Annotated in this window: 21 protein-coding genes; 9 read left to right on the top strand and 12 right to left on the bottom strand. The window is 60.8% G+C overall.

Annotated elements, in window-relative coordinates; genetic code table 11:
• Positions 1–81: 81 nt before the first annotated feature.
• The 3 genes from HX803_RS14355 to HX803_RS14365 are packed head-to-tail and all read right to left on the bottom strand — an operon-like array spanning position 82 to position 3,326.
• Positions 82–1,326, bottom strand: a complete 1,245-nt coding sequence (locus HX803_RS14355) for a lipoprotein-releasing ABC transporter permease subunit (protein ID WP_178921484.1) — start codon at positions 1,324–1,326, stop codon at positions 82–84.
• A gap of 58 nt (positions 1,327–1,384) precedes the next feature.
• Positions 1,385–2,068 carry a lipoprotein-releasing ABC transporter ATP-binding protein LolD gene (gene lolD / locus HX803_RS14360; RefSeq protein ID WP_163000979.1) on the bottom strand — a complete coding sequence of 228 codons (684 nt, stop codon included), beginning with the start codon at positions 2,066–2,068 and terminating at the stop codon, positions 1,385–1,387.
• 7 nt (positions 2,069–2,075) lie between these two features.
• Positions 2,076–3,326, bottom strand: coding sequence for a lipoprotein-releasing ABC transporter permease subunit (locus HX803_RS14365; protein WP_178921486.1), 1,251 nt, complete (start codon positions 3,324–3,326; stop codon positions 2,076–2,078).
• 94 nt (positions 3,327–3,420) lie between these two features.
• On the opposite strand from HX803_RS14365, the gene HX803_RS14370 reads away from it, so the two are divergent.
• A complete protein-coding gene (locus tag HX803_RS14370) occupies positions 3,421–4,005 on the top strand; it encodes a PilZ domain-containing protein (RefSeq protein ID WP_176995352.1) in 585 nt (194 codons plus the stop codon).
• 44 nt (positions 4,006–4,049) lie between these two features.
• Entirely contained in the window at positions 4,050–4,772 is a 723-nt protein-coding gene (locus HX803_RS14375; RefSeq protein WP_176995351.1) for a glycerophosphodiester phosphodiesterase, read from the top strand.
• A gap of 42 nt (positions 4,773–4,814) precedes the next feature.
• Here the strand turns inward: HX803_RS14375 and sthA are convergent, their stop codons facing one another.
• Positions 4,815–6,209, bottom strand: coding sequence for a Si-specific NAD(P)(+) transhydrogenase (sthA, locus tag HX803_RS14380; protein WP_178921488.1), 1,395 nt, complete (start codon positions 6,207–6,209; stop codon positions 4,815–4,817).
• Positions 6,210–6,443: 234 nt separating this feature from the next.
• On the opposite strand from sthA, the gene HX803_RS14385 reads away from it, so the two are divergent.
• Together HX803_RS14385 and HX803_RS14390 are read left to right on the top strand one after the other, a co-directional pair.
• Entirely contained in the window at positions 6,444–6,986 is a 543-nt protein-coding gene (locus HX803_RS14385; protein WP_178921491.1) for a chalcone isomerase family protein, read from the top strand.
• A 273-nt stretch (positions 6,987–7,259) separates the two neighbouring features.
• The gene (locus HX803_RS14390) at positions 7,260–8,558 is read left to right on the top strand and encodes an MFS transporter (protein ID WP_176995348.1); all 1,299 of its coding nucleotides are present in this window, start codon (positions 7,260–7,262) and stop codon (positions 8,556–8,558) included.
• Positions 8,559–8,720: 162 nt separating this feature from the next.
• Here the strand turns inward: HX803_RS14390 and HX803_RS14395 are convergent, their stop codons facing one another.
• Positions 8,721–10,184, bottom strand: a complete 1,464-nt coding sequence (locus tag HX803_RS14395; RefSeq protein WP_178921493.1) for a glyceraldehyde-3-phosphate dehydrogenase — start codon at positions 10,182–10,184, stop codon at positions 8,721–8,723.
• Positions 10,185–10,524: 340 nt separating this feature from the next.
• Between HX803_RS14395 and mfd the strand changes: the two genes are divergently transcribed.
• From mfd to HX803_RS14410, 3 genes are read left to right on the top strand one after another with little or no spacing between them, the layout of a single operon-like run.
• Entirely contained in the window at positions 10,525–13,974 is a 3,450-nt protein-coding gene (gene mfd, locus HX803_RS14400) for a transcription-repair coupling factor (protein ID WP_178921495.1), read from the top strand.
• An 11-nt stretch (positions 13,975–13,985) separates the two neighbouring features.
• On the top strand, positions 13,986–14,555 hold the full coding sequence (locus HX803_RS14405) for a CsiV family protein (RefSeq protein ID WP_178921497.1): 570 nt from the start codon (positions 13,986–13,988) through the stop codon (positions 14,553–14,555).
• 9 nt (positions 14,556–14,564) lie between these two features.
• Complete coding sequence (locus HX803_RS14410) at positions 14,565–17,255, top strand: DEAD/DEAH box helicase (RefSeq protein WP_178921499.1); 2,691 nt, start codon at positions 14,565–14,567, stop codon at positions 17,253–17,255.
• Between the two features lie 112 nt (positions 17,256–17,367).
• Here the strand turns inward: HX803_RS14410 and nagZ are convergent, their stop codons facing one another.
• Both nagZ and HX803_RS14420 read right to left on the bottom strand, forming a co-directional pair.
• Positions 17,368–18,378, bottom strand: a complete 1,011-nt coding sequence (nagZ, locus tag HX803_RS14415) for a beta-N-acetylhexosaminidase (protein WP_178921501.1) — start codon at positions 18,376–18,378, stop codon at positions 17,368–17,370.
• 154 nt (positions 18,379–18,532) lie between these two features.
• Positions 18,533–19,240, bottom strand: a complete 708-nt coding sequence (locus HX803_RS14420) for a TetR/AcrR family transcriptional regulator (protein ID WP_176995342.1) — start codon at positions 19,238–19,240, stop codon at positions 18,533–18,535.
• 263 nt (positions 19,241–19,503) lie between these two features.
• Here HX803_RS14420 and lexA point away from each other — a divergent pair, with 263 nt between their 5' ends.
• On the top strand, positions 19,504–20,112 hold the full coding sequence (gene lexA, locus HX803_RS14425; RefSeq protein ID WP_003172575.1) for a transcriptional repressor LexA: 609 nt from the start codon (positions 19,504–19,506) through the stop codon (positions 20,110–20,112).
• Positions 20,113–20,122: 10 nt separating this feature from the next.
• Positions 20,123–20,596, top strand: coding sequence for an SOS-induced cell division inhibitor SulA (gene sulA, locus HX803_RS14430; protein ID WP_178921503.1), 474 nt, complete (start codon positions 20,123–20,125; stop codon positions 20,594–20,596).
• Between the two features lie 275 nt (positions 20,597–20,871).
• Here the strand turns inward: sulA and HX803_RS14435 are convergent, their stop codons facing one another.
• The 5 genes from HX803_RS14435 to fadA all read right to left on the bottom strand — a co-directional run bounded on the left by HX803_RS14435 (position 20,872) and on the right by fadA (position 26,291).
• Entirely contained in the window at positions 20,872–21,105 is a 234-nt protein-coding gene (locus tag HX803_RS14435) for a hypothetical protein (protein ID WP_176995340.1), read from the bottom strand.
• A gap of 201 nt (positions 21,106–21,306) precedes the next feature.
• The gene (locus HX803_RS14440; RefSeq protein WP_176995339.1) at positions 21,307–21,828 is read right to left on the bottom strand and encodes a DUF6586 family protein; all 522 of its coding nucleotides are present in this window, start codon (positions 21,826–21,828) and stop codon (positions 21,307–21,309) included.
• Positions 21,829–22,045: 217 nt separating this feature from the next.
• Positions 22,046–24,667: a type I DNA topoisomerase gene (gene topA / locus HX803_RS14445; RefSeq protein ID WP_178921504.1), complete on the bottom strand. Its 2,622-nt coding sequence runs from the start codon at positions 24,665–24,667 to the stop codon at positions 22,046–22,048.
• 114 nt (positions 24,668–24,781) lie between these two features.
• Positions 24,782–25,018, bottom strand: a complete 237-nt coding sequence (locus HX803_RS14450) for a DUF1653 domain-containing protein (RefSeq protein WP_028619417.1) — start codon at positions 25,016–25,018, stop codon at positions 24,782–24,784.
• Positions 25,019–25,115: 97 nt separating this feature from the next.
• Complete coding sequence (gene fadA / locus HX803_RS14455; RefSeq protein WP_016971415.1) at positions 25,116–26,291, bottom strand: acetyl-CoA C-acyltransferase FadA; 1,176 nt, start codon at positions 26,289–26,291, stop codon at positions 25,116–25,118.
• Positions 26,292–26,309 lie beyond the last annotated feature (18 nt).

Here is a 26,309-nt window from a genome sequence, read left to right on the forward strand (position 1 = left end):
CCCCCACATTTTGACTGCATTCCAAAAAATGGACTCGGTCGAATGTGGGAGCGGGCTTGCTCGCGAAAGCTGTCTTAAATACTACGAATATCTCAGCGCATGCGCCGGCTCAATCTTCGCCGCCCGATACGCCGGGTACAACGTCGCCAGAAAGCTCAACACAAACCCGGCCGTGCAGATCAGCACCACATCCCCACCCTGCAGCTCCGAAGGCAGGTTGCTGACAAAGTACACGTCCGAACTGAAGATATGCTGGCCGGTCACCCGCTCCATCCAGCCCACCAATTCACTCACGTTCAACGCTGCAATCACGCCCAGCACGCCGCCGATGAGGGTGCCGACGATACCGATCACCGTACCCTGCACCATGAAGATCGCCATGATCTGCCGGGGCGTGGCGCCAATGGTGCGTAGGATCGCGATGTCTGCGCCCTTGTCGTTCACTACCATGATCAGGGTGGCGATGATGTTGAACGCGGCCACGGCCACGATCATCAGCAACAGCAGGCCGATCATGGTCTTTTCCATTTTCATTGCGCTGAACAGGCTGCCCTGGGTGTGGGTCCAGTCATCCGGCTTATAGGCTGCGCCCAGGCTGGCAGCGATGTCCGCCGAAACCTTGGGGGCTGAGTACAAATCTTTTACCGCCAGACGCACGCTTTGCACCTGGTTGGGCTGCCAATGCTGGATCTCGGCGGCATCGGCCATGTTGATCAGCGCCATGGAACCGTCCAGCTCAGCGCCCACCTTGAAGATACCGACCACGTTCAAACGCTGCATGCGCGGGGTAATGCCGCCCGGGGCAGTGCTGATTTCCGGCACGATCAGGGTGAGCTTGTCGCCCACGTTCAAGCGGAAACGGCGCGCGGTGATGTCGCCAATGACCACGCCGAACTCACCGGCCTTGAGGTCTTGCAGGCTGCCTCGCACGATGTGTTGGGCCACGATCGACACCTTGCCTTCCTGGTCCGGGTCGACGCCGCTGATCTCGATCGGCTGCATCGCGCCTTTGTAGGAGAACATGCCATCCATCTGCGTGAACGGCACGGCAGCGGTCACTTCCGGGTTCTTCATGGCGGCAGCAGCCACCGGCTGCCAGTCGTCGATGGGGTTCACGCCAACGATGGTGGCGTGGGGCACCATGCCGAGGATGCGTGAGCTCATTTCACGCTGGAAGCCGTTCATCACCGACAGCACCACGATCATTGCCAGCACGCCCAGGGCGAGGCCGATCATCGAGGTCATCGAGATAAACGAGACAAAACGGTTGCGGCGCTTGGCGCGGGTATAGCGCGTGCCGATGAAAATCGATAACGGTCTGAACATTCGCGGGCACCGTTGGAAAAATAGAAAACCCGGTGCCTGGCACCGGGCTTGAAACAGGTCAGATGGCGACCAGATGACCTTCCTGCAGGTGCAATACACGGTCCATCTGGCGGGCCATGCTCATGTCATGGGTCACCACCAGGAACGCGGTGCGCATCTGGGTGCTCAGCTCCAGCATCAAGTCCTTGATGCCCTGGGCAGTGTGGGAGTCGAGGTTGCCGGTAGGCTCGTCGAGCATCACCAGGCCCGGGTTGTTCACCAGGGCGCGGGCAATCGCCACACGTTGGCGCTCGCCACCCGACAGTTCAGCCGGTTTGTGCTCCAGGCGGTGGCCCAAACCGACGCGCTCCAGCAGCGCCTTGGCGCGCTGGCGGGCTTCCGGGATCGCGGTTTTGCCGATCAGCAGCGGCATGCACACGTTTTCCAGGGCGGTGAACTCCGGCAGCAGGTGGTGGAACTGGTACACAAAACCGAGCGAACGGTTGCGCAACTGGCCACGGGCCTTTTCGCCCAAGGCCGACAGTTCTTCACCCGCCAGCCATACGCTGCCCTTGGACGGCGTATCAAGGCCGCCCAACAGGTTCAGCAAGGTACTTTTGCCGGAACCGGAACTGCCGACGATCGCCACGCGCTCGCCCGGGTGCAACTCCAGTTGCAGATCTGACAACACCACCACCGATTCAGGGCCTTCCTCGTAGGATTTGCCCAGGTTGCGGCAGCTCAGGATTGCTTTTTCACTCATGCCCGATTCACTCATAACGTAAGGCCTGTGCTGGCTGGGTGCGTGCCGCGCGCCAGGCTGGATACAGGGTGGCAAGGAAACTCAGGACCAACGCGGCGCCGCCCACCATCAACACGTCCTGGGCCTGAACCTGGGACGGCAAGTAGTCGATGAAGTAGACGTCAGCGTTGAGAAACTTGTGGCCGATCAGGGTTTCGAGGGCGGCGATGGCGGCGCTGACGTTCAGCGCGGCCAAAATGCCGACGGCGGTGCCGATCAAGGTGCCGACCACGCCAATCACGGTGCCCTGCACCATGAAGATCGCCATGATCTGCCCTGGCGTAGCGCCAAGGGTGCGCAGAATCGCGATATCGCCCTTTTTGTCATTCACCACCATCACCAGCGTGGAGATGATGTTGAAGGCCGCCACCGCAACGATCAGCAACAGCAGCAGGCCGATCATGGCTTTTTCCATGCGGATGGCCTGGTACAGGTTGCCGTGGGTGCGGGTCCAGTCGCGAGCGTAGTACTGGGACTCACCCAAATGCTGGGCGATTTCCCACGAGGCACGCGGCGCATCGAACAGGTCGTTGAACTTCAGGCGTAGGCCCTGCACCTGGTCCGGCTGCCAGCGGTGCAGGCGGGCCAGGTCGGTGAGGTTGGTGAGGCCCAGGTAACCGTCGATCTCGCCAGCGCCCACGTGGAAGGTGCCGACCACGGTGAAGCGCTTCATGCGCGGGAACATGCCGGCCGGGGTCACGGTGACTTCCGGGGCGACGAAGGTGAGCTTGTCGCCCAGGCCCACGCCGAGCTTGGCCGCGGCCTTGTCGCCGATCACGATGCCGAACTCGCCGGGCGCCAGGTCATCGAGTTTGCCCGAGAGCATGAACTTGTCGATGATCGAGACCTTGCGCTCCTGGGCCGGGTCGATGGCATTGAGCAGGATCTTCTGCACCTTGCCGTCGTTGGTCAGCAGCCCCTGCATCTGGGTGAACGGCGCGACGGCCAGCACCTTGGGGTTCTGCTTGACCTTCTCGGCCAGGCTTTGCCAGTCGCTGATGGGCGCATCGCCTTCGATGGTCGCGTGGGGCACCATGCCCAGCACGCGGGTGCGCATCTCATGATCGAAGCCGTTCATCACTGACAGCACCACGATCATCACGACCACGCCCAAGGCGAGCCCGATCATCGAGGTCAAGGAAATGAACGACACAAAATGATTGCGGCGCTTTGCACGGGTATAACGCGTGCCGATAAATACGAAGAGAGGTCTGAACATGTCGGGGCTTGTTCGGAGGAAAAGAAGACGTCCCGGTGGCGGGGTCTGGTAAGCAGCTTTACACTCTGACCATCACCGTTACCTGGGGTTCGCCATGTCGACATTAGATGAAGAAGAACGCCGCGAATACTACCGTATCGACGACATGATCGCACTTCAAATCAAAAGCCTCTCCACCCCCGAAGCGGCGAGCAAGGAAGTGTTGCTGGATGATTCGCCGCTGTTCAATCTGCTCAGCGAACTGCACCTCAGCGAATTCGAAGCCCAGCACCTGTTGCGCCAGATCAGCGAGAAGGACCGCAGCCTCGCCGCCTTCCTCAAAGTGCAGAACAAACGCCTCGATTTACTCAGCCAGATCATGGCCCGCGGCCTGCTGGACGAGGTCGGCGCACCGCAGCCGGTGATCATTTCCGAAGGCGGCATCGACTTCCAGCACCCTACCCCGCTCGCCACCGGCGCGCACCTGGCGGTCAAGCTGGTGCTGATGCCCCAGGCGCTTGGCCTGCTGCTGCGCGCACGGGTCACCCACTGCGACCCCAAGGGCAATGGTTTTGACGTAGGCACGGAGTTCGAGTCCATGACCGACGCCCAACGCCAACTGCTCGCCCGCTACATCCTGCAGAAACAAGCCCAGGAACGACGCCTGGCGCGGGAACAAAGCGACGCCAAAGACACCTGAATACGTATTCACCCCGCCAGACACCCTGGCGCATAGGAGCAACTGTGACCCTGATTTACGGCCACCGCGGTGCCAAAGGCGAAGCACCGGAAAATACCCTGACCAGCTTTCAGGAGTGCCTCAAGCACGGCGTGCGCCGTTGCGAACTGGACCTGCACCTGTCCATGGACGGCGAGCTGATGGTCATCCACGACCCAACCCTCAAACGCACCGCCGACCGGCGCGGCAAAGTCGTCGAGTACTCGGCGGCGGACCTGGTGAAGATGGACGCACGCAAAGGCGGCCCTGGATGGGTCAAGCCGTGCCCGATTCCGCGTCTGGAAGAGTTGTTCGAACAGTGCGACTTCGATCACTGGCAACTGGAAGTCAAAAGCGCTTCGCGCACCCGCGCGGCAACCACTGTGCTGGCTATCCGCGAGATGGCCGTGCGTCATGGCTTGATGGACAAAGTCACCGTGACCTCAAGTTCGCGGGAAGTGCTGAAAGCGGCGGTTGAACTCACCCCGGACCTGTCACGCGGCCTGGTCGCCGAATACGCCTGGCTCGACCCGCTGAAGGTCGCGCAAAACTACGGCTGTGAAATTCTGGCGCTGAACTGGACGTTGTGCACCCCTGAGCGTCTGGAAAAAGCCCAGCGCCAGGGCTTGCACGTGTCCGTGTGGACGGTCAACGAACCTGCGCTGATGCGCAGGCTCGCCGACTTCGGCGTAGATAGCCTGATTACAGACTTTCCCGGTTTGGCCACTGCCACCCTCGAGAATTACTGAAATCGGTCTCCCCGGCCGGCTCAGGCCACCGGCCGGAGCCGCTCAAAAAAGCCGGTTGAGGCCGTCGTAGGCCGCTACCCGATAGGCTTCAGCCATGGTCGGGTAGTTGAACGTGGTGTTCACGAAATACTTGAGGGTATTTTGCTCACCCGGCTGGTTCATGATGGCCTGGCCGATGTGCACGATCTCCGACGCCTGGTAGCCGAAGCAATGCACGCCGAGAACTTCCAGGGTCTCGCGGTGGAACAGGATCTTCAGCATGCCTTGCGGCTCACCGGCGATCTGCGCACGCGCCATGCTCTTGAAGAACGCCTTGCCCACTTCATAAGGCACCTTGGCCTTGGTCAGTTCGTGCTCGTTCTTGCCGATGGAGCTGATCTCGGGAATCGTGTAGATCCCGGTCGGCACGTCGTTCACATAACGCCAGCTGCCATTGTCGACGATGCTGCCAGCGGCCGAACGGCCCTGGTCATGGGCGGCGCTGGCCAGGCTCGGCCAACCGATCACGTCACCGGCGCCGTAGATGTTTGGCACGCAGGCGCGGTAGTTCTCGTCCACCTCGATCTGGCCACGGCTGTTGACCTTGACCCCGATGTTTTCCATGCCCAGCTTGTCGGTGTTGCCGGTACGGCCGTTGCACCACAGCAAGGCGTCGGCCTTGATCTTCTTGCCGGACTTGAGGTGCAGGATCACCCCATTGTCCAGGCCTTCGACCCGCTCGTACTCTTCGTTGTGGCGCACGGTGATGTTGTTGTTGCTGAAGTGGTAGCTCAACGCCTGGGAAATTTCCGAGTCGAGGAAGCTCAGCAACTGGTCGCGGTTGTCCACCAGTTCCACCAGCACACCCAGGCCGCTGAAGATCGAGGCGTATTCGCAACCGATCACGCCGGCGCCGTAGATGATGAGTTTGCGCGGGGTATGGCCCAGGCTCAGGATGGTGTCGCTATCGTAGATACGCGGGTGGTGGAAATCGATATCGGCCGGGCGATACGGGCGCGAACCGGTGGCGATGATGATGTGCTTGGCCACCAGTTTCTCGACCACACCGTTGGAGCACACGACTTCAACGGTTTGCTCGTCGGCGAAGCTGCCGGTGCCGAAGAACAGGTCGACACGGTTACGCGCGTAGTAACCGGTGCGCGAGGCCACTTGCTTGGAAATGACTTTCTCGGCGCTTTTAAGCACGTCCGGGAACGAGAACCAGCGCGGCTCACCAATGGCCCGGAACATCGGGTTGGTGTTGAACTGCATGATCTGGCGCACTGAGTGACGCAAGGCCTTGGACGGGATGGTACCCAGGTGGGTGCAGTTACCGCCGACCTGGCGACGGCTATCGACCATCGCCACCTTGCGCCCTGCCTTCGCGGCGTTCATCGCCGCACCTTCTCCAGCCGGGCCGGAACCCAGTACCACCACGTCGTAGTTGTAGACAGCCATGCGTACTCCTCAGAACAGGCCAGGCGTACGGTTGGACGCCGGGCTAAATCATGCCGCGGCCAGCGGTCATGAAGGACAATTTGGCTCAAGTGTGTGAACCGGGGCACAGTCTATATAAGGCTCAACGCCGCGCACATTAACCCTTGGTCGCGTCGTAGGCCAGTATTGCCTTAACTACACGCTTAGGAAATTGCAATTACACTGTCGGCACGCACCTTTGCAGGACGAGCCATTATGCGGCATGTCGTTTTCTGTTTATTGCTGATGTTGTCGATCACGGTGCAGGCCAGTGAAGCAGACCGCCTCAAGCAGGCCAACTTCCCCACCCAATCCCACGCGTTGGCGCTGAAAAACCAGGCCGTGCTGGTCTATCTCTGGGCCGATGTGTACGCCGCTGCGCTATACACCCCGGCCAATCTCAGCGCGAAGCAGGCGTGGGACGGGCAGAAGGATCTGCGCCTGGCGCTGTACTACTTTCGCAACATCGACCGCAACGACGTGATCAAGGCCGCCACCACGGCCCTCGAACGCCAGCAAACAAGCGCAACCCTTGCCCGCCTGAAGCCGGAACTGGATCAACTGCATGCCCGTTTCCGCGACATCCAAAGCGGCGACCGCTACGCCCTGGATGTTCGTCCCGGACGCGGTCTGAACCTAGAGATCAATGACCAGGTGGTGTTCAGCAGTCGCAACGACGAACTGGCAAAGGCTTACCTCGGCATCTGGCTCGCGCCCAAAGGCCTGTCCGATAGCCTGAGAAACACTCTCCTGAATTAATCACCGCTCGTAAAAACACCAAAGAACCCATGTGGGAGCTGGCTTGCCTGCGATAGCGGTGGGTCAGCCATTCATTGGCTGACTGACACACTGCAATCGCAGGCAAGCCAGCTCCCACAGCGTTCTCTATCGACAATGGCATTCGCGCATTTAGTCAGCTAGCTATCGGTTTCTGTTGCGGGTAGTGGCCAATACACATATGGTTACAAAACACCGCAAGGACGAACAGCGACCAGGGAATCACTAATAAGATAGCCAAGATGAGTGAATGACATGTCCACTTCAACGGGCAAAGGCAAAGCGATTTTTCGCGTTGTCAGCGGTAACTTCCTCGAAATGTTCGACTTCATGGTCTACGGCTTCTACGCCACGGCCATTGCCAAGACCTTCTTCCCCACCGACAGCGCCTTTGCCTCCCTGATGCTGTCCCTGGCGACCTTCGGCGCCGGCTTCCTCATGCGCCCCCTCGGCGCCATCTTCCTCGGCGCCTACATCGACCGTCACGGCCGCAAGAAAGGCCTGGTGATCACGCTGGCGCTGATGGCCGCAGGTACCATCCTCATCGCCTGCGTGCCCGGCTACGCCACACTGGGGGTCGCCGCGCCGCTGCTGGTGCTGTTCGGCCGCTTGCTGCAGGGCTTCTCGGCCGGCGTCGAGCTGGGCGGTGTGTCGGTGTACCTGGCGGAAATCGCCACGGCCGGCCGCAAGGGCTTCTTCGTCAGTTGGCAGTCGGCCAGCCAACAGGCCGCCGTGGTGTTCGCCGGCTTGCTGGGCGTGGGCCTGAACCACTGGCTCAGCCCCGAACAAATGGGCGACTGGGGCTGGCGCGTACCGTTCCTGATCGGCTGCCTGATCGTGCCGGTGATCTTCGTGATTCGCCGCTCCCTGGAAGAAACCCCTGAATTCCAGGCACGCAAGCACCGCCCTACCCTGCAGGAAATCGTCCGCTCTATCGGTCAGAATTTCGGCGTCGTCATCGCCGGCATGGCGCTGGTGGTGATGACCACCGTGTCGTTCTACCTGATCACCGCCTACACCCCGACCTTTGGCAAAGCCGAGCTGCACCTGTCGGACTTCGATGCATTGCTGGTGACGGTGTGCGTAGGCATCTCCAACTTCATCTGGTTGCCGGTGATGGGGGCTGTGTCCGACAAGATCGGGCGTAAGCCCCTGCTGCTGGGTGCGACGATTCTGGCGATTCTTACGGCCTACCCAGCGCTGTCGTGGCTGGTGGTCAACCCGAGTTTCAGCCATTTGCTGATCGTGCTGTTGTGGCTGTCGTTCCTGTACGGTTCGTACAACGGCGCAATGGTGGTGGCGCTCACCGAGATCATGCCGGTGGAAGTGCGTACCACCGGGTTTTCCTTGGCCTACAGCCTAGCGACGGCGACCTTTGGTGGGTTTACGCCAGCGGCGTGTACCTACCTGATCCATGTGCTGGATAACAAGGCGGCGCCGGGGATTTGGTTGAGTGGTGCGGCGGTGTTGGGATTGATTGCGACGCTGGTGCTGTTTAAAGGCAATCGGCATGAGCTGAGGACCGCGCAGGCTTCTGTAGTCGGTGGCGCCTGATGAGCCGTCATCGCAGGCAAGCCAGCTCCCACATTTGAAGGTATTCACAGATCCAAATGTGGGAGCTGGCTTGCCTGCGATGAGGCCCTACCAATCAACACAAATCCAGCAGGCATAAAAAAGCCCCGAACCAGTCGGGGCTTTTTCATTCAGCGCTGATGCTTAGCGCGGGAACGACGGCGGGTTGACCCCGGCCATGTCTTCCATCACGCGAACCACCTGGCAGCTGTAGCCGAACTCGTTGTCGTACCACACGTACAGGACAACGCGGTTGTCCTGGGTGATGGTCGCCTCGGCGTCCACCACACCGGCATGGCGCGAGCCTACGAAGTCGGTGGACACCACTTCCTGCGAGTTGACGAAGTCGATTTGCTTATGCAGATCGGAGTGCAGCGCCATGTAGCGCAGGTACTCGTTCATCTCTTCACGGGTGGCGGCTTTCTCAAGGTTCAGGTTGAGAATGGCCATCGACACGTTTGGCGTCGGCACGCGGATCGCGTTACCGGTCAGTTTGCCAGCCAGCTCAGGCAGGGCCTTGGCAGCAGCGGTGGCAGCACCGGTCTCGGTGATAACCATGTTCAGCGCGGCGCTACGACCACGGCGATCGCCTTTGTGGAAGTTGTCGATCAGGTTCTGGTCGTTGGTGTACGAGTGAACGGTCTCGACGTGGCCGTTGACGATGCCGAACTTGTCATTCACAGCCTTCAGCACCGGCACAATGGCATTGGTGGTGCAGGAAGCGGCGGACACGATCTTGTCGTCAGCGGTGATTTCGCCGTGGTTGATGCCATGGACGATGTTCTTCAGCTTGCCCTTGCCCGGTGCGGTCAGGACAACGCGGTCGATACCCGGACAGGCCAGGTGCTGGCCCAGGCCGTCGGCATCACGCCATACGCCGGTGTTGTCCACCAGCAGGGCGTCCTTGATGCCGTACTGGGTGTAGTCCACCTCAGTCGGGTTCTTCGCGTAGATCACCTGGATCAGGTTACCGTTGGCGGTGATGGTGTTGTTTTCTTCGTCGATGACGATGGTGCCGTTGAACGGGCCGTGTACCGAGTCGCGACGCAAGAGGCTCGCGCGTTTGGTCAGGTCGTTCTCGGCGCCTTTGCGCACAACGATGGCACGCAGGCGCAGGCCGTCGCCGCCACCGGTTTTTTCGATCAGGATGCGTGCCAGCAGACGGCCGATACGACCGAAGCCGTACAGCACCACATCGGTGCCTTTGCGAGCGGAGGCGTTTTGCTGGCCGACCACCTCAGCCATTTCTTCACGCACGAACTGCTCGGCGGTACGGCCGGCGCCTTCTTTGCGGAATTTGTAGGCCAGCTTGCCCAGGTCTACCGAAGCCGCGCCGAGCTTGAGCTCGCTCATGGCCTTGAGCAGGGGGAATGTTTCGTGGACGGAGAGTTCGCTGTCGTCGGCGGAGCGATGGCGAGCAAAGCGGTGCGCCTTGAGAATCGCGATGACTGATTGGTTGATCAGGCTGCGGCCATAGATCGAGCTCACCACATTGTTATTGCGGTACAGCTGACCGATAAGCGGAATCATCGCTTCAGCGAGTGCTTCACGGTCGATCCATTCACCAAGACACTGGTCGGGCTTCTGAGTCACGGGAACCTTCCACATGTAGGGGCAGAAAAAAGGGGCTACATTATGCCGCCCGGTCGCCCCCGGAGCAATGCGCCCCAGGCAACAAAAAGTGCTTGCGAAAAATTGACACCCCTCTGCAGCCCAGTAAATACGCGGGTTCCAGAAGGCCACCTGGTTGGCTGCCAGCGTGACTTGTCCGTAACCCTCCGAAAACCTCGTGCTTTTTGACACTACATATTGAGTCAAAACCCAGCATTGTTTGTCTTAGCCACTACATTTCCTACAAACCGTAATAGGCTCAGTCAGCAACTGACAGACGGCGCCTCGGACCGTTACAATTACCGACTTTGTCGCAACGCTTGGAGCTCAACCTTCCGTGCCCGTCCTGCGTCTACCGCTTCTCCCTGCTGCGGCAGGCAAACAGCACTGGGGCAACCTGCCCGGTGCCGCCCTGAGCCTGGCCATTGCCGAGGCTGCCAGCGCAGCCAAGCGCTTTACCCTGCTGCTCACCGCCGACAGCCAGAGTGCCGAACGGCTGGAGCAGGAGCTGAGCTTCTTCGCCCCCGATTTGCCGGTGCTGCATTTCCCCGACTGGGAAACCTTGCCCTACGATCTGTTCTCGCCGCATCAGGACATCATTTCCCAGCGCATCGCCAGCCTGTACCGCCTGCCGGAACTGGCCCACGGCGTGCTGGTGGTGCCGATCACCACCGCGCTGCACCGCTTGGCGCCGACCAAGTTCCTGCTGGGCAGCAGCCTGGTACTGGATGTCGGCCAGAAGCTGGACGTCGAGCAGATGCGCACGCGCCTGGAAGCCAGTGGCTACCGCTGCGTCGACACGGTGTACGAGCACGGTGAGTTCGCCGTGCGTGGCGCGCTGATCGACCTGTTCCCGATGGGCAGCAAACTGCCCTACCGCATCGACCTGTTCGATGACGAAATCGAGACCCTGCGCACCTTCGACCCCGAAAACCAACGTTCCATTGACAAGGTGGACTCGGTCAAGCTGCTGCCGGCGCGGGAGTTCCCGCTGCAAAAAGACGCGGTCACTCGCTTCAAGGCGCGCTTCCGTGAACGTTTCGACGTGGACTTCCGTCGCTGCCCGATCTTTCAGGATTTAAGCAGCGGGATTACACCGGCCGGTATCGAGTACTACCTGCCGCTGTTCTTCGACGAAACCTCCACCCTGTTCGATTACCTGCCCCAGGACACCCAAGTGTTCTCGCTGCCGGGCATCGAACAGGCGGCGGAAAACTTCTGGAACGACGTGCGCAACCGCTATGAAGAGCGCCGCGTCGATCCATCCCGTCCTTTATTGCCGCCAGCCGAGCTGTTCCTGCCGGTGGAAGACTGCTTCGCCCGCCTGAAAAGCTGGCCACGCGTGGTCGCCAGCCAGCAGGACGTGGAAAGTGGCGCCGGCCGCGAGCGTTTTCCCGCGCAAACGCTGCCAGACCTGGCCATCCAGGCCAAGGCCAACCAGCCCCTGGAAGCGTTGTCCAACTTCCTCGGTAACTTCCCTGGCCGTGTGTTGTTCACCGCCGAATCCGCCGGCCGCCGCGAAGTGCTGCTGGAACTGCTCGAACGCCTGAAGCTGCGACCGAAAACCGTCGACAGTTGGCCCGACTTTGTAAAAAGCAAAGACCGCCTGGCGATCACCATCGCGCCGCTGGATGAAGGCTTGCAGCTGGACGACCCGGCGCTAGCCTTGATCGCCGAGAGCCCGTTGTTCGGCCAGCGCGTGATGCAGCGCCGTCGCCGTGAAAAACGCGCCGACGCCAACAACGATGCGGTGATCAAGAACCTCACCGAGCTGCGCGAAGGCGCACCGGTGGTGCACATCGACCACGGCGTGGGCCGGTACCTGGGCTTGCAGACCCTGGAGATCGACAACCAGGCCGCCGAATTCCTCACCATGGAATACGCCGAGGGCGCCAAGCTCTACGTGCCGGTGGCCAACCTGCATTTGATTGCGCGCTACACCGGCAGCGACGACGCCCTGGCGCCGTTGCACCGCCTTGGCTCCGAGACCTGGCAAAAAGCCAAGCGCAAGGCCGCCGAACAGGTGCGCGATGTGGCCGCCGAACTGCTCGACATCTACGCACGCCGCGCCGCTCGCGAAGGTTATGCGTTCGCCGACCCGAAGGCCGACTACGCCACCTTCAGCGCAGGCTTTGCCTTCGAAGAAACCCCGGACCAGCAAACCACCATCGAAGCGGTGCGTGCCGACATGCTCGCACCCAAGCCGATGGACCGCCTGGTCTGCGGCGACGTGGGCTTCGGCAAGACCGAAGTGGCCATGCGCGCGGCCTTCATTGCGGTGCACGGTGGCAAGCAAGTGGCGATCCTGGTGCCCACCACCCTGCTCGCCCAGCAGCACTACAACAGCTTCCGCGACCGCTTTGCCGACTGGCCGGTGACCGTTGAAGTGATGAGTCGCTTCAAGTCGGCCAAGGAAGTGAATGCTGCGGTCGCTGATTTGGCCGAAGGCAAGATCGACATCGTGATCGGCACCCACAAGCTGCTGTCCGATGATGTGAAGATCAAGAACCTCGGCCTGGTGATCATCGACGAAGAACACCGTTTTGGGGTGCGCCAGAAGGAACAGCTCAAGGCCCTGCGCAGCGAAGTCGACATCCTGACCCTCACCGCCACGCCAATTCCGCGCACGCTGAACATGGCAGTGTCGGGCATGCGTGATCTGTCGATCATCGCCACGCCGCCCGCGCGCCGCCTGTCGGTGCGCACCTTTGTGATGGAGCAGAACAAGAGCACGGTCAAGGAAGCGCTGCTGCGTGAACTGCTGCGCGGCGGGCAGGTGTACTACCTGCACAACGACGTGAAGACCATCGAGAAATGCGCCGCCGACCTTGCCGAGCTGGTGCCGGAGGCACGTATCGCCATCGGCCACGGGCAAATGCGCGAGCGCGAACTCGAACAGGTGATGAGCGACTTCTACCACAAGCGCTTCAACGTGCTGATCGCCTCGACCATCATCGAGACCGGCATCGACGTGCCAAGTGCCAACACCATCATCATCGAGCGCGCCGACAAGTTCGGCCTGGCCCAACTTCATCAGCTGCGTGGCCGCGTCGGGCGCAGTCACCACCAGGCCTACGCCTACCTGCTGACGCCGCCGCGCCAACAGATCACCGGCGACGCCGAGAAACGCCTGGAAGCCATCGCCAACACCCAGGACCTGGGCGCGGGCTTTGTGCTGGCCACCAACGACCTGGAAATCCGAGGCGCCGGCGAACTGCTGGGCGACGGCCAAAGCGGGCAGATCCAGGCGGTGGGGTTCACCCTTTATATGGAAATGCTTGAACGCGCGGTGAAGGCCATCCGCAAGGGCGAGCAACCGAACCTCGACCAACCGCTGGGTGGCGGTCCGGAAATCAACCTGCGCTTGCCGGCGTTGATCCCTGAAGACTACCTGCCGGACGTGCATGCGCGGCTGATCCTGTACAAGCGCATCGCCTCGGCCACTGACGAAGAAGGCCTCAAGGACCTGCAGGTGGAAATGATCGACCGTTTCGGCCTGTTGCCGGAACCGACCAAGAACCTGGTGCGCCTGACCCTGCTCAAATTGCAGGCCGAGCAGCTTGGCATCAAGAAAGTCGACGCCGGGCCGCAAGGAGGGCGTATCGAGTTCGAAGCACAGACACCGGTGGACCCACTGGTGCTGATCAAGCTGATCCAGGGCCAGCCCAACCGCTACAAGTTCGAAGGGGCTACGCTGTTCAAATTCATGGTGCCGATGGAACGCGCCGAAGAACGCTTTAATACATTGGAGGCGCTGTTCGAGCGCCTCATCCCGAAATCTGCTTGAAGGACGCCCCAATGCGCCTGTTCCGCATGTTGAGCCTGTTGTTGGTGGTCGTGGCGCCGGCGGCCTTTGCCGACAGCCCGTACCAGGTGGAAATGATCCTGGTGCGCCAGAACGCAGAGCCGGTGATCAACAGCCGTGCCGCGCCGGAAAACTGGGATGCCGGCGCCGCGCGCCTGGGCACCGATAAAATGAGCCCGCCGCGCCTGAACAACATTGTCGACAAACTCAGTGCCGACAACAGCTATACCGTACTGGCGCACAAGGCCTGGGAACAGACCCTGGGCGACCAGCCGGTGAAAGTCGCGATCACCGACGGTGCGGAGCAGTTCGGCCAGTTCCCGATCGAAGGGGTGTTGAGCCTGCAACTGGGCCGCTTTACCGATATCGATGCCGACTTCTGGATCAATCAGTTCGACAGCAACGGCAGCGTGGTCGCCAGCGAACACCTGAGTCAGAAAGACGTACGCACCAAGAACAACCAGCTCAATTACCTGGACGGCGGCCACCTGGCGCTGCTGATCAAGATCACTTCGCTCACCGCCAAACCGCCCAGCGCACCCCCTCCCGACATCCAGGACTGATCCAGCACCATGCCCCTGACGTCGTCCTTGACCAAACCCCTGGCCCCTTCGTGGGCCAATCGCTTTAAAGAGCAAAGCCTTGAGCGTGGCCGGCGCTATGCCCTGGAAAACCGGGTGCGCATTGTCGAGTCCGGTGACAGCACCATCGTCGCCAGTTGCGAAGGCTCGGGCGGCAATGTGTATCGGCAGACCATTTCGCTGCGCGAGTCGGCCAAGGGCACGTTGATTCTGGTGGACAGCCGCTGTACCTGCCCGGTGCACACCAACTGCAAACATATCGCCGCGGTGCTGCTCAAGGTCCAGGAAACCCTGGCCTACCCAGCCGCCGCCCAGGATGCCGAGCTGCTGGAGAAACTCCAGGCGGTGCTGGATAACCGCGTGGTTTTGCCGCAAGTGGTGATGGAGGACGTGCTGCCGGTGCCGCGCCTGTGGATGGCCAGCGTGGAGTTCAGCGCGTTTGAACCGCGCAACGGCAAGATGCAGCGCTACATCCAGCACCGCGCGGCGCTGTCGTTCAACTACCTGGGCAACTATGTCAGCGGGCAGAAAAATGCCGACATCATCGTGCGCCAGGAAACCCAGAGCCTGCGGATCAAGCGCCATCCCGAACTGGAACAACCCTATCGCGAACAGCTGCGCCAGCTGGGGTTCAAGATCGCCACGCGCCAGAGCAAAGCCCTGCCGGAAAGTGCCGGCGAGCTGTTCGAGATGGTCAATGACAGTGCCTGGCTGAACTTCACGCTCAACGCCTCGCCGGGGTTACGCGCCGAGGGTTGGGAGCTGCAGATCGATGAGGACTTCGGTTTCGACCTGAGCGCCGTCGATGACTGGTACGCCACGGTCGATGACGGGCCAGAGCGCGACTGGTTCGACCTGGAACTGGGGATCATCGTCAACGGCGAGCGGCTGAGCCTGTTGCCGATCCTGCTGAACCTGATGCGCTCCCACACCGAGATCCTCAACCCCGAGAAACTGGCGCGACGCCGCGATGACGAGCTGATCCTGGTGAACATCCCGGGCCTGCCCAATGGTCACGGTCCGATACAGGTCGCGTTGCCCTACGGCCGCCTGAAACCGGTGCTGGCCACCCTCGGCGAGTTTTACCTGCAGGAGTCGGGTACCACGGCTTTGCGGCTGGCCAAGGCCGATGCGATCCGGCTGAACCCACTGGAAGACCTGCCTCTGCAATGGGAAGGTGGCGAGAAGATCCGCAACTTTGCCCAGCGCCTGCGGGATATCAGGGACTTCACCTGCGTGGCGCCCGAAGGCTTGAACGCCACCTTGCGCCCTTACCAACTGGAAGGTTTGAGCTGGATGCAGTCACTGCGCCAGTTGGATGTCGGTGGAATTCTTGCGGATGACATGGGCCTGGGTAAGACCCTGCAAACCCTGGCGCATATTCTCACGGAGAAAGCCGCTGGGCGCCTCGACCGTCCTTGCATGGTGGTGATGCCTACCAGCCTGATCCCCAACTGGCTCGACGAAGCAGCGCACTTCACCCCGCAACTCAAGGTGCAGGCGTTATATGGCGCCGGGCGTAAGAAACATTTCGCTAACCTGCAGGATTACGACCTGCTGTTGACCACCTACGCGCTGCTGCCCAAGGACATCGAACAACTCGCCGCCCTGCCCTTGCACGTGCTGATCCTTGATGAGGCCCAGTACATCAAGAACCCGTCGAGCAAGGCGGCCCAGGCCGCGCGTGAACTGAATGCGCGGCAGCGTTTGTGCCTGAGTGGTACGCCGCTGGAAAACCACCTGGGTGAGTTGTGGTCGCTGTTTCACTTCCTTCTGCCGGGCTGGCTGGGCGACGTGAAAAGCTTCAACCGCGATTACCGCGTGCCGATCGAAAAACGCGCCAGTGATGTGCGATTGCAGCACCTGAACGGTAGGATCAAGCCGTTCCTGTTGCGCCGCACCAAGGAACAAGTAGCCACCGAGCTGCCGCCCAAGACCGAAATCATCCACTGGGTCGACCTCAACGAAGCCCAGCGCGATGTGTATGAAACCATGCGCCTGGCCATGGATAAGAAGGTGCGCGACGAGATCACCCGCAAGGGCGTGGCACGCAGCCAGATCATCATTCTTGAGGCGCTGCTGAAGTTGCGTCAGGTGTGCTGCGACTTGCGGCTGGTCAACGATGCCACACTGCCCGCCCGTGGCAGCAGTTCGGGCAAGCTCGACAGCTTGATGGAAATGCTTGAAGAGTTGTTTGCGGAAGGCCGGCGGATCCTGCTGTTTTCCCAGTTCACCTCAATGCTGAGCCTGATCGAAGCCGAGCTGAAAAAACGTGGCGTGGCCTACGCACTCCTGACGGGCCAGACCCGGGATCGGCGCACGCCAGTGAAGGATTTCCAGAGCGGCAAGCTGCAGATTTTTCTGATCAGCCTGAAGGCCGGTGGTGTGGGCTTGAACCTGACCGAAGCCGACACGGTGATCCACTACGACCCGTGGTGGAACCCGGCCACGGAAAACCAGGCGACTGACCGGGCGTACCGCATTGGCCAGGAGAAGCCGGTGTTCGTGTACAAGATGATTGCGCGCGGGACCGTGGAGGAGAAAATCCAGCACCTGCAGAAGGAAAAGTCCGACTTGGCAGCGGGCGTGCTGGATGGGCGCACTACCGGAGACTGGCAGCTGGGCAACGAGGATATTGAAGCGTTGTTTGCGCCGTTGCCCCACAAACAGGAAAAGCGCTGACTGTCAGATCGCTATCGCAGGCAAGCCAGCTCCCACAGGTGACCACGTTTCTTCAAGATAACTGCGGTCGAATGTGGGAGCTGGCTTGCCTGCGATGGGCGCACCGCGGTTTTCAGCCGATCAACTGCGCTTCACGCAGCGCGGTAACTGCCGCCAACCAACGCGGATCCTGCTTGTAGTCCGTCGACGCCATCGCCTGGCCGCGCATCCGCGCGATTCGAGCCGATGGCTTGACCTTCATACGCTGGGCGGCGGTCAACGCCAGTTCTGCAGCCGCACGATCATTACACACCAACCCCATATCACAACCCGCCGTCAACGCTGCCTCAATCCGGCTGGCCGCATCACCGACCACATGCGCCCCCGCCATCGACAGGTCATCACTGAAAATCACCCCGTCGAACTGCAATTCACCACGCAGGATGTCCTGCAGCCAGCGGCGCGAGAAGCCTGCCGGTTGCGCATCAACCTGCGGATAGATCACATGCGCCGGCATCACTGCCGCCAACTGCTGGCTCAGGCGTGCGAAAGGCACCAGGTCATTCGCACGAATCTCTTCCAGGCTGCGCTCGTCATTGGGAATGGCCACGTGGGAATCGGCCTCGGCCCAGCCATGTCCTGGGAAATGCTTGCCGGTGGCGGCCATGCCGGCGCTGTTCATGCCACGAATGAACGCGCCAGCCAACAGCGCTGCGCGTTCCGGGTCGCCTTCGAAGGAACGGGTGCCCACCACCGCGCTACGCTGGTAATCCAGGTCAAGCACGGGGGCGAAGCTCAGGTCCAGGCCCACGGCCAGCACTTCGGTCGCCATGATCCAGCCACACTGCTCAGCCAGGTATTCAGCGTTGGGGTTATCCGCCAGCGCACGCATGGCCGGCAAGCGCACGAAGCCCTGGCGCAGACGCTGCACGCGGCCGCCTTCCTGGTCGACGGCCAACAGCAGGTCCGGGCGCACCGCACGAATGGCCGCGCTCAGTTCCCGCACCTGGCGTGGATGCTCGATATTGCGTGCAAAAATGATCAGCCCGCCCACTTCCGGCTGGCGCAACAGGTGGCGATCCTCGGACGTCAGCCAGGTGCCGGCAACGTCGACCATCAATGAACCTTGCAGGGCAGCAGTCATAAACCTTCCTTAAATAACGCACACAACCCGTTGCCCTCACTTGGCGCCATTATCAATGGGGGCTCGGTGAGAACAACGGGTTGCGAGTAAATAGCTGAATTCGGCATGGGCGGCTAGCTTAGCGGATGCAAGCGGCCGCGCACACCCGGGTCGATCACGCCTTGGCGACAGCCGGTGTCGATTTGCTGCGCGGGCGCAACTGGGCGGCGGCCATGGCCGGATCGGTGACGCCGGTTTCGGCACGCATCCCGGCGGCGAGAAACGGCACCATCAGGCGCATGACCTGCTCAATGGAGGTGTTGACGCCGAAATCGGTCTCGGCAATTGCACGCAGCGCCTTGATCCCGGACATGCTGAAAGCTGCGGCGCCGAGCATGAAGTGCACACGCCAGAACAGCTCAATCGGAGGAATACGCGGCGCGGCTTCGTTGACCAGCAGCATATAACGGCGGAAAACCTTGCCGTACATATCTTCCAGGTAACGGCGCAAGTGCCCCTGGCTCTGGCTGAACGCCAGGCCCAACAGGCGCATGAAGATCGACAGGTCGTTACCGCTGCGCGGCTGGACCACCAAGGCTTGTTCGACCAGCATTTCCAGCAGGTCTTCCAGGCTTGGCTTGTTGTCGGGCTTGGTCTGGCGACGCTCCAGCTCACGGTCGAGGCTGGCGCAGAACGGCCCCAGGAAGCGCGAGAACACCGCCTGGATCAGGGCCTTTTTCGAGCCGAAATGGTAGTTCACTGCGGCGAGGTTGACCCCGGCCTTGCTGGTGATCAGCCGCAATGAAGTTTCAGCAAATCCTTTTTCCGCGAACAATTGCTCGGCAGCATCGAGAATGCGTTCAACGGTTTCCGACTGGGCCATGGCTACTCCGCCTGACAAACACTTGTTTGAAACATACGTTTCAGGTTGTGTCTTGTCAACCCTGAGGGTCCGTTTTCCGGCCGGGCAGTCATCTATTTCATCACTATTTAATCACATCCGCCGAGGTCTGTAGGCAGCGCTATCCCTGCCTTGCAGGAAGGGTGACGAATGACCGTCCAGCGGAGTGGCCGAAAAGGATGATTGCCAAGTGCAGTCCACTGTATATAATCCCAGTCACTGTATAAAAAGACAGAGCGATCAACATGCTAAAACTGACGCCACGCCAAGCTGAGATTCTGGCTTTTATCAAGCGCTGCCTCGATGACAACGGCTACCCGCCGACACGAGCGGAAATTGCGCTGGAACTGGGGTTCAAGTCCCCCAACGCCGCCGAGGAACACCTCAAGGCCCTCGCCCGCAAAGGCGCGATCGAAATGACTCCGGGGGCTTCACGCGGTATCCGCATCCCTGGCTTCGAAGCCAAGGCCGACGAATCGACACTGCCGATCATCGGTCGCGTCGCAGCCGGTGCGCCGATCCTGGCGCAACAGCACGTCGAAGAGTCATGCAACATCAACCCGACCTTCTTCCATCCTCGCGCCGACTACCTGTTGCGGGTCCATGGCATGAGCATGAAGGACGTGGGCATTTTCGATGGCGACCTCCTGGCCGTCCATACCACCCGCGAAGCCCGCAATGGCCAGATCGTTGTCGCCCGTATCGGCGATGAAGTCACCGTCAAACGCTTCAAGCGTGAAGGCAGCAAGGTCTGGCTGTTGGCCGAGAACCCTGAGTTCGCCCCGATTGAAGTGAACCTGAAAGATCAGGACCTGGTGATCGAAGGCTTGAGCGTCGGCGTTATTCGCCGCTAAAGGAGGCACCATGCAGCTCGTCCATACCCCACAACACACACAACTGTCGCTGTTCGAGGCCTTCATGGCCCAACCCCTTGCGCCCATCCTCAAGGAAACGGTCGAAGCGCCCTGGAGCGCCGAGCCTGAGGCGTTCAGTGAACTGTCGTTGCGCGGTACGGCCGGGAGCTGCCTGAGCCTGCTGGCGCCGGTCCTGCGTGAATTGAGCGAAGAGCAGGATGCGCGCTGGCTGACACTGATCGCCCCACCGGCCAGCCTGACCCAGGCCTGGTTGCGGGACGCGGGCCTCAATCGTGAGCGTATCCTGCTGCTGCAACCCCGCGGCACGCAGAGCGCTCAACAATTGACGTGCGAAGCCTTGCGCCTTGGGCGCAGCCACACGGTGGTGAGTTGGTTGAACCCATTGAATGCGACAGCCAAGCAACAGCTGATCAGCGCTGCACGCATGGGTGATGCGCAGAGCTTGAATATTCGATTGGGGTAAACGGGGGCGCTGGCGGGCTATTTATCGGGCCTGCCTCGCCCAGGATGCTGTATGCCTCACACCGGACTGCTTTATACCTCACCGGGTGCTGTATGCCTCACCGGACGCTATATGCCTAGCCGAGTGCTGTAGTGAGCGGGCTTGCCCCGCGCTGGGCTGGGCTGCGCAGCGGCCCCAAACCAGGCACCGCATAATTTCTGATAGATCGCGTTAATCAATTTGGGGCCGCTGCGCAGCCCAGCGCGGGCCGAGCCCGCCCACCACAACCCGCGTACTTAGTGCAGAACCCGCGGCCCCTCTTCTTTCTCCGGCTCGCCTTCAGCCAAACGACCGGCCATCTGCACACCCACGCTCAACATGGCTTTCGCCACTTCCACGTGCTGGCCTTGCAGGAACGCTTTGGCGTCCTCGGAAAAATCCAGAATAACCAGAGAACCCTCGTCCTCTGCCCGGCGCAGCTCGATTCGGCCGTCAGGCAACTCAACAATTTCCAGAAAGGACGTCGGCATAAAAGTCTGTTCTCCACGAAAGGCCGGGATTATATCAGTCATCCACCCGGCCCCGCTGAGGATCTGAAGAGGTTTCTTTACAGCTTGATGAACGGTCCTACCCGCCGACCGACACCTACCACAACCCCCTGCAGGAGCCGGCTTGCCGGCGATGGCGATGCCAAGACCGTCATCGCCGGCAAGCCGGCTCCTACAAAGCCATCAGCATTCGTTCAAGCCTTCGCGAAAGCGCAGCGCCATCTTTTTCAATTCCTGACGCCAGCTCTCCAGCTCTTCCCGGCTCAATGGCTTGGGCTCTTCCTCTTCCACCGCAACCGCGACGATCAACGGTTGCGTCACGTCGCCCTTCGGCACATGAGGAATACGCGGCGGCTGGAACATATCCGCGTGAGCCTTGAGCAAACGCGCGACCCAGCTGTCAGGGCTTTGAGCCATTTCCACCAATTCGGCCAGTTCAGGAATCGCCATCGTGTCCAGCACTTCGCGATTCATGATCATTTCTGCACGGGGCGAACCGGCCTGTGGCAAGCGGTAGAACCCGGCGATTTCATGGCACAGGCCCAGTAAGGCGCCGTACAGGTGGAACAAGGCCGCTTCACGTCCCGCCTGGACCAGCGCGATGGCGTTCATCTCCTTACCTTCCTCGGCACGGCCAAGGGCTTCCAGGGACAAACCCGCGAAGTAAATTTTCTGATTGGTACGGGTATAGAGTTCGTTGGCCATGACGGCAATCTCCACAACGAATAGGCGTGATGCTGGCTTAGGGGCAAGCTTGCTGTGGCGAGGGAGCTTGCTCCCGTTCGACTGCGCAGCAGTCGCGTGCTTTCTTGGGAGAGCCTCGCCCCCAGCGCAAGCAAGCTTGCTCGCCACAATAAGCTCACTCCTGCAACAAGAAAAGGCCGCCTATGCAGGCGGCCTTTGTATTTCGCAGACTAGTCGATCAAGCGCCCTGGCGCTTGTCCTCGACCTTCCACTTGCCGCCGTCGTAGAACGCTTTCCAGCCGGTAGGCTTGCCGTCCACTTCGGTCTGCACGTATTGCTCCTTGGTCTTGCGGCTGTAGCGGATCACCGCCGGACGACCATCGGGGTCCTTCTTCGGCGCTTCGCACAGGAAGTGGTACTTCGGATCGATCTCATCCTTGTGCGGCACGATCTCCAGCACCAGCGGCGCACGGGTCTCGCGGTTTTTCGGGAACTGGCTGGCAGCCAGGAACAGCCCCGAAGCACCGTCGCGCAGGATGTAGGTGTCGTTGACCTTCTCGCACTTGAGCTCAGGCATCTTCACCGGGTCCATCTTCGGCGGCGCCGCATCACCGCTTTTGAGCAACTTGCGGGTGTTCTTGCACGTCGGGTTAGTGCAACCGAAGAACTTGCCGAAACGGCCAGTCTTGAGCTGCATCTCGCTGCCGCACTTGTCGCACTCCAGGCTTGGGCCTTCATAGCCCTTGATGCGGTAGGTGCCCTCTTCGATCTCGTAGCCGTTGCAGTCCGGGTTGTTACCGCAGATGTGCAGCTTGTGCTTCTCATCCAGCAGGTAGGCGTCCATCGCCGTGCTGCAGATCGGGCAACGGTGCTTGCCACGTAGTACCAGCGACTCGGATTCACCCTCATCGTCGGCGGCGATCTCATCGCCCGGCACCAGGTTCACGGTGGCCTTGCAACGCTCTTTCGGCGGCAGGCTGTAGCCCGAGCAGCCGAGGAACACGCCGGTGGAAGCGGTACGGATCTGCATCGGACGACCGCAGGTCTGGCACGGGATGTCAGTCATCACCGGCTGGTTGGCGCGCATGCCACTGTCCGGGCTTTCGGCTACTTCGAGTTTTTTCTTGAAGTCACCGTAGAACTCGTCCAGTACGTTTTTCCAGTCGCGCTCGCCCTGGGCCACGTCATCGAGGTTCTCTTCCATGCCGGCCGTGAAGCCGTAGTCCATCAGGTTGGAGAAGCTCTCGGACAGTCGCTCGGTGACGATGTCGCCCATCTTTTCCGAGTAGAAACGACGGTTATGCAGCGCCACGTAGCCACGGTCCTGGATGGTGGAGATGATGGCCGCATAGGTCGAAGGACGACCGATACCGCGTTTTTCCATCTCTTTGACCAGGCTGGCTTCCGAGTAACGTGCCGGTGGCTTGGTGAAGTGCTGGGACGGGTCGAGCTTGATCAGCTTCAACACATCGCCCTGGGCCATGTCCGGCAGCACGTCGTCATCGCCAGGCTTGGCGATCTGCGGCATCACACGGGTGTAGCCGTCGAACTTGAGGATACGGCCCTTGGCACGCAGCTCGAAGTCGGAGGCCGCCACGGTAACCGTGGTGGACAGGTATTGCGCCGGCAGCATCTGGCAGGCCAGGAACTGGCGCCAGATCAGCTCGTAGAGGCGCTCGGCGTCGCGCTCCATGCCGCTCAGCTTGGCAGGCGTGGTGTTGGCGTCGGAAGGACGAATCGCTTCGTGAGCCTCTTGTGCGCCTTCCTTGCTGCTGTAGACGTTCGGTTTCTCCGGCAGGTACTTTTTGCCGAACTCGCCTTCAATATAAGTACGCGCCATCGCGACCGCGTCCACCGACAGGTTGGTGGAGTCAGTACGCATATACGTGATGTAGCCGGCTTCGTACAAACGCTGGGCCATCATCATGGTTTTCTTCACGCCAAAGCCCAGGCGGTTACTCGCGGCCTGCTGCAGGGTGGAGGTGATGAACGGCGCCGACGGCTTGCTGCTGGTCGGTTTGTCTTCGCGCTTGACGATGCTGTAGCTGGACGCCTTGAGCTTTTCCAGCGCGGCCATGGCCTGAGCTTCGTTCAGCGGCTTGAAGGCCTCGCCTTTTTCGCGGGCCACTTCAAAGCGCACGTTGGCGCCCTTGGCGGTGCCGAGGTCAGCGTGGACTTCCCAGTATTCTTCAGGGATGAACGCACGGATTTCGCGCTCACGCTCCACCACCAGCTTCACGGCAACCGATTGCACGCGGCCGGCCGACAAACCACGGGCGATCTTGGCCCACAGCAATGGCGAGACCATGTAACCCACGACGCGGTCGAGGAAACGACGGGCCTGCTGGGCGTTGACGCGGTCAATGTCCAGCTCGCCCGGCTTGGAGAAAGCTTCCTGGATGGCTTTCTTGGTGATTTCGTTAAACACCACACGCTTGTAGCGGCTGTCATCACCGCCGATGGCTTCCCGCAGGTGCCAGGCAATGGCTTCCCCTTCGCGGTCCAAGTCCGTTGCGAGATAGATGGTGTCGGCATCCTTGGCGAGCCGGCGCAGCTCTTCGATAACCTTTTCCTTGCCCGGAAGGATCTCGTACTTGGCTTTCCAACCATGATCCGGGTCCACACCCATGCGCGAGACCAGCTGCTTGCGCGCTTTCTCTTTAGGGGTGAGCACCGGACCTTCGCCCGCAGCGGCCTTGCCGCGCTTGGCGGCTGGCTCCTTGCTGGCGCTAGCCGAACCGCTGGTGGGCAGGTCTCGGATATGGCCGATACTCGACTTCACCACGTACTCGTTGCCCAAGTACTTGTTGATGGTCTTGGCCTTAGCCGGGGATTCCACAATGACCAGCGATTTGCCCATGGATCGGAAAATTCCTGAATTCGAGAAGTGAAAGGCAGTTGGCGCCTGTCGCGGCAACGCTATATATAGTGGCAACAAGGTGAGGTCAAGCGCAGCATTCTGCGCGGCCTGCCGTTATTGCCCTGAAAAAAGACTGGGTTCGGCCTGGACCAAAGCAAAGCGCGGGACTTGCTCGCCGTCAACTTCGACGGTCTCCACAAACATGCTCAATGGGCGCACCCAAAAGCCGTAATCGCCATACAGTGCTTGGTAGAACACCACTTCTTCTTCGGTCTCGGAATGCCGCGCCACACTGAAAACACGGTACTGCGGACCTTTATAATGCTGGTAGAGCCCTGGTTCGACTTTCATGCTCTGGCCCTCTTACAAAATTTGTTAAAAAAAAAATACAAAACTGCCAAAAAACAAAAACCGGGGCACTGGGCCCCGGCTTCCGTCAACCCAACGCTTAGACGCGTTCGAAGACGGTGGAAATGCCTTGGCCGAGACCAATGCACATGGTTGCAACCCCGAGGTTGCCGCCATTTTGCTTCATCACGTTAAGCAAAGTGCCAGAAATCCGCGCACCGGAGCAACCGAACGGGTGGCCCAGGGCAATCGCACCGCCGTGCAGGTTAACCTTCTCATTCATCTTGTCGAGCACTTTCAAATCTTTCAGCACTGGCAGGGCCTGTGCGGCGAACGCTTCGTTGAGCTCGAAGAAGTCGATGTCGTTGATGGTCAGGCCTGCGCGCTTCAAGGCTTTTTGTGTGGCCGGTACTGGACCATAGCCCATGATCGCCGGGTCCACACCCGCCACGGCCATCGAACGAATCACGGCCAGCGGCTGGATACCCAGGTCCTGGGCACGCTGCGCCGACATCACGATCATGCACGAGGCACCGTCGGTGATTTGCGACGAAGTACCGGCTGTCACGGTGCCGCCCTTTGGATTGAAGGCTGGCTTCAAGGCCGCCAGGCTTTCCAGGGTGGTGTCCGGACGAATGGTTTCGTCATAGTCGAACAATTTCAGGAAGCCGTTCTCGTCATAGCCGTTCATCGGGATGATTTCATCCTTGAACTTGCCTTCCACGGTCGCCTTGTGAGCGAGCTGGTGGGAGCGCAGGCCGAACGCATCCTGGGCTTCGCGGGTGATGCCGTGCATCTTGCCGAGCATTTCCGCGGTCAGGCCCATCATGCCCGAGGCTTTTGCCGCGTACAGCGACATGTGCGGGTTCGGATCGACGCCGTGCATCATGCTCACGTGGCCCATGTGCTCCACGCCACCGACCACGAACACATCACCGTTGCCGGTCATGATCGCCTGGGCGGCGGTGTGCAGGGCGCTCATCGACGAGCCACACAGGCGGCTGACGGTCTGGCCAGCAGCCGTGTGCGGGATCTGGGTCATCAGCGACGCCATGCGCGCGATGTTCCAGCCCTGCTCCAGGGTCTGGTTGACGCAGCCCCAGATCACGTCCTCGACTTCGTTAGGGTCGACCTTGGTGTTGCGCTCAAGCACTTTGCTGATCAGGTGTGCCGACATGTCTTCGGCGCGGGTGTTGCGGTGCATGCCGCCCTTGGAGCGGCCCATCGGAGTGCGGCCGAAGTCCACAATCACGACGTCTCTTGGATTCAAGCTCATAAATAGTCTCGCTCTAGT

This window comes from Pseudomonas sp. P7548, from assembly GCF_013386585.1.
Classification (GTDB): Bacteria; Pseudomonadota; Gammaproteobacteria; order Pseudomonadales; family Pseudomonadaceae; genus Aquipseudomonas.

What these genes read in the sequence shown, in the direction of transcription:
- HX803_RS14420 (WP_176995342.1), bottom strand. Translation starts at nt 19,240, where the DNA reads ATGGCCCAGTCGGAAACCGTTGAACGCATTCTCGATGCTGCCGAGCAA.
- nagZ (WP_178921501.1), bottom strand. Translation starts at nt 18,378, where the DNA reads ATGACTGCTGCCCTGCAAGGTTCATTGATGGTCGACGTTGCCGGCACC.
- HX803_RS14365 (WP_178921486.1), bottom strand. Translation starts at nt 3,326, where the DNA reads ATGTTCAGACCTCTCTTCGTATTTATCGGCACGCGTTATACCCGTGCA.
- HX803_RS14355 (WP_178921484.1), bottom strand. Translation starts at nt 1,326, where the DNA reads ATGTTCAGACCGTTATCGATTTTCATCGGCACGCGCTATACCCGCGCC.
- HX803_RS14435 (WP_176995340.1), bottom strand. Translation starts at nt 21,105, where the DNA reads ATGCCGACGTCCTTTCTGGAAATTGTTGAGTTGCCTGACGGCCGAATC.
- HX803_RS14405 (WP_178921497.1), top strand. Translation starts at nt 13,986, where the DNA reads ATGCGCCTGTTCCGCATGTTGAGCCTGTTGTTGGTGGTCGTGGCGCCG.
- HX803_RS14370 (WP_176995352.1), top strand. Translation starts at nt 3,421, where the DNA reads ATGTCGACATTAGATGAAGAAGAACGCCGCGAATACTACCGTATCGAC.
- HX803_RS14440 (WP_176995339.1), bottom strand. Translation starts at nt 21,828, where the DNA reads ATGGCCAACGAACTCTATACCCGTACCAATCAGAAAATTTACTTCGCG.
- sulA (WP_178921503.1), top strand. Translation starts at nt 20,123, where the DNA reads ATGCAGCTCGTCCATACCCCACAACACACACAACTGTCGCTGTTCGAG.
- HX803_RS14395 (WP_178921493.1), bottom strand. Translation starts at nt 10,184, where the DNA reads ATGTGGAAGGTTCCCGTGACTCAGAAGCCCGACCAGTGTCTTGGTGAA.
- sthA (WP_178921488.1), bottom strand. Translation starts at nt 6,209, where the DNA reads ATGGCTGTCTACAACTACGACGTGGTGGTACTGGGTTCCGGCCCGGCT.
- HX803_RS14450 (WP_028619417.1), bottom strand. Translation starts at nt 25,018, where the DNA reads ATGAAAGTCGAACCAGGGCTCTACCAGCATTATAAAGGTCCGCAGTAC.
- HX803_RS14410 (WP_178921499.1), top strand. Translation starts at nt 14,565, where the DNA reads ATGCCCCTGACGTCGTCCTTGACCAAACCCCTGGCCCCTTCGTGGGCC.
- fadA (WP_016971415.1), bottom strand. Translation starts at nt 26,291, where the DNA reads ATGAGCTTGAATCCAAGAGACGTCGTGATTGTGGACTTCGGCCGCACT.
- HX803_RS14390 (WP_176995348.1), top strand. Translation starts at nt 7,260, where the DNA reads ATGTCCACTTCAACGGGCAAAGGCAAAGCGATTTTTCGCGTTGTCAGC.
- lolD (WP_163000979.1), bottom strand. Translation starts at nt 2,068, where the DNA reads ATGAGTGAAAAAGCAATCCTGAGCTGCCGCAACCTGGGCAAATCCTAC.
- HX803_RS14385 (WP_178921491.1), top strand. Translation starts at nt 6,444, where the DNA reads ATGCGGCATGTCGTTTTCTGTTTATTGCTGATGTTGTCGATCACGGTG.
- topA (WP_178921504.1), bottom strand. Translation starts at nt 24,667, where the DNA reads ATGGGCAAATCGCTGGTCATTGTGGAATCCCCGGCTAAGGCCAAGACC.
- lexA (WP_003172575.1), top strand. Translation starts at nt 19,504, where the DNA reads ATGCTAAAACTGACGCCACGCCAAGCTGAGATTCTGGCTTTTATCAAG.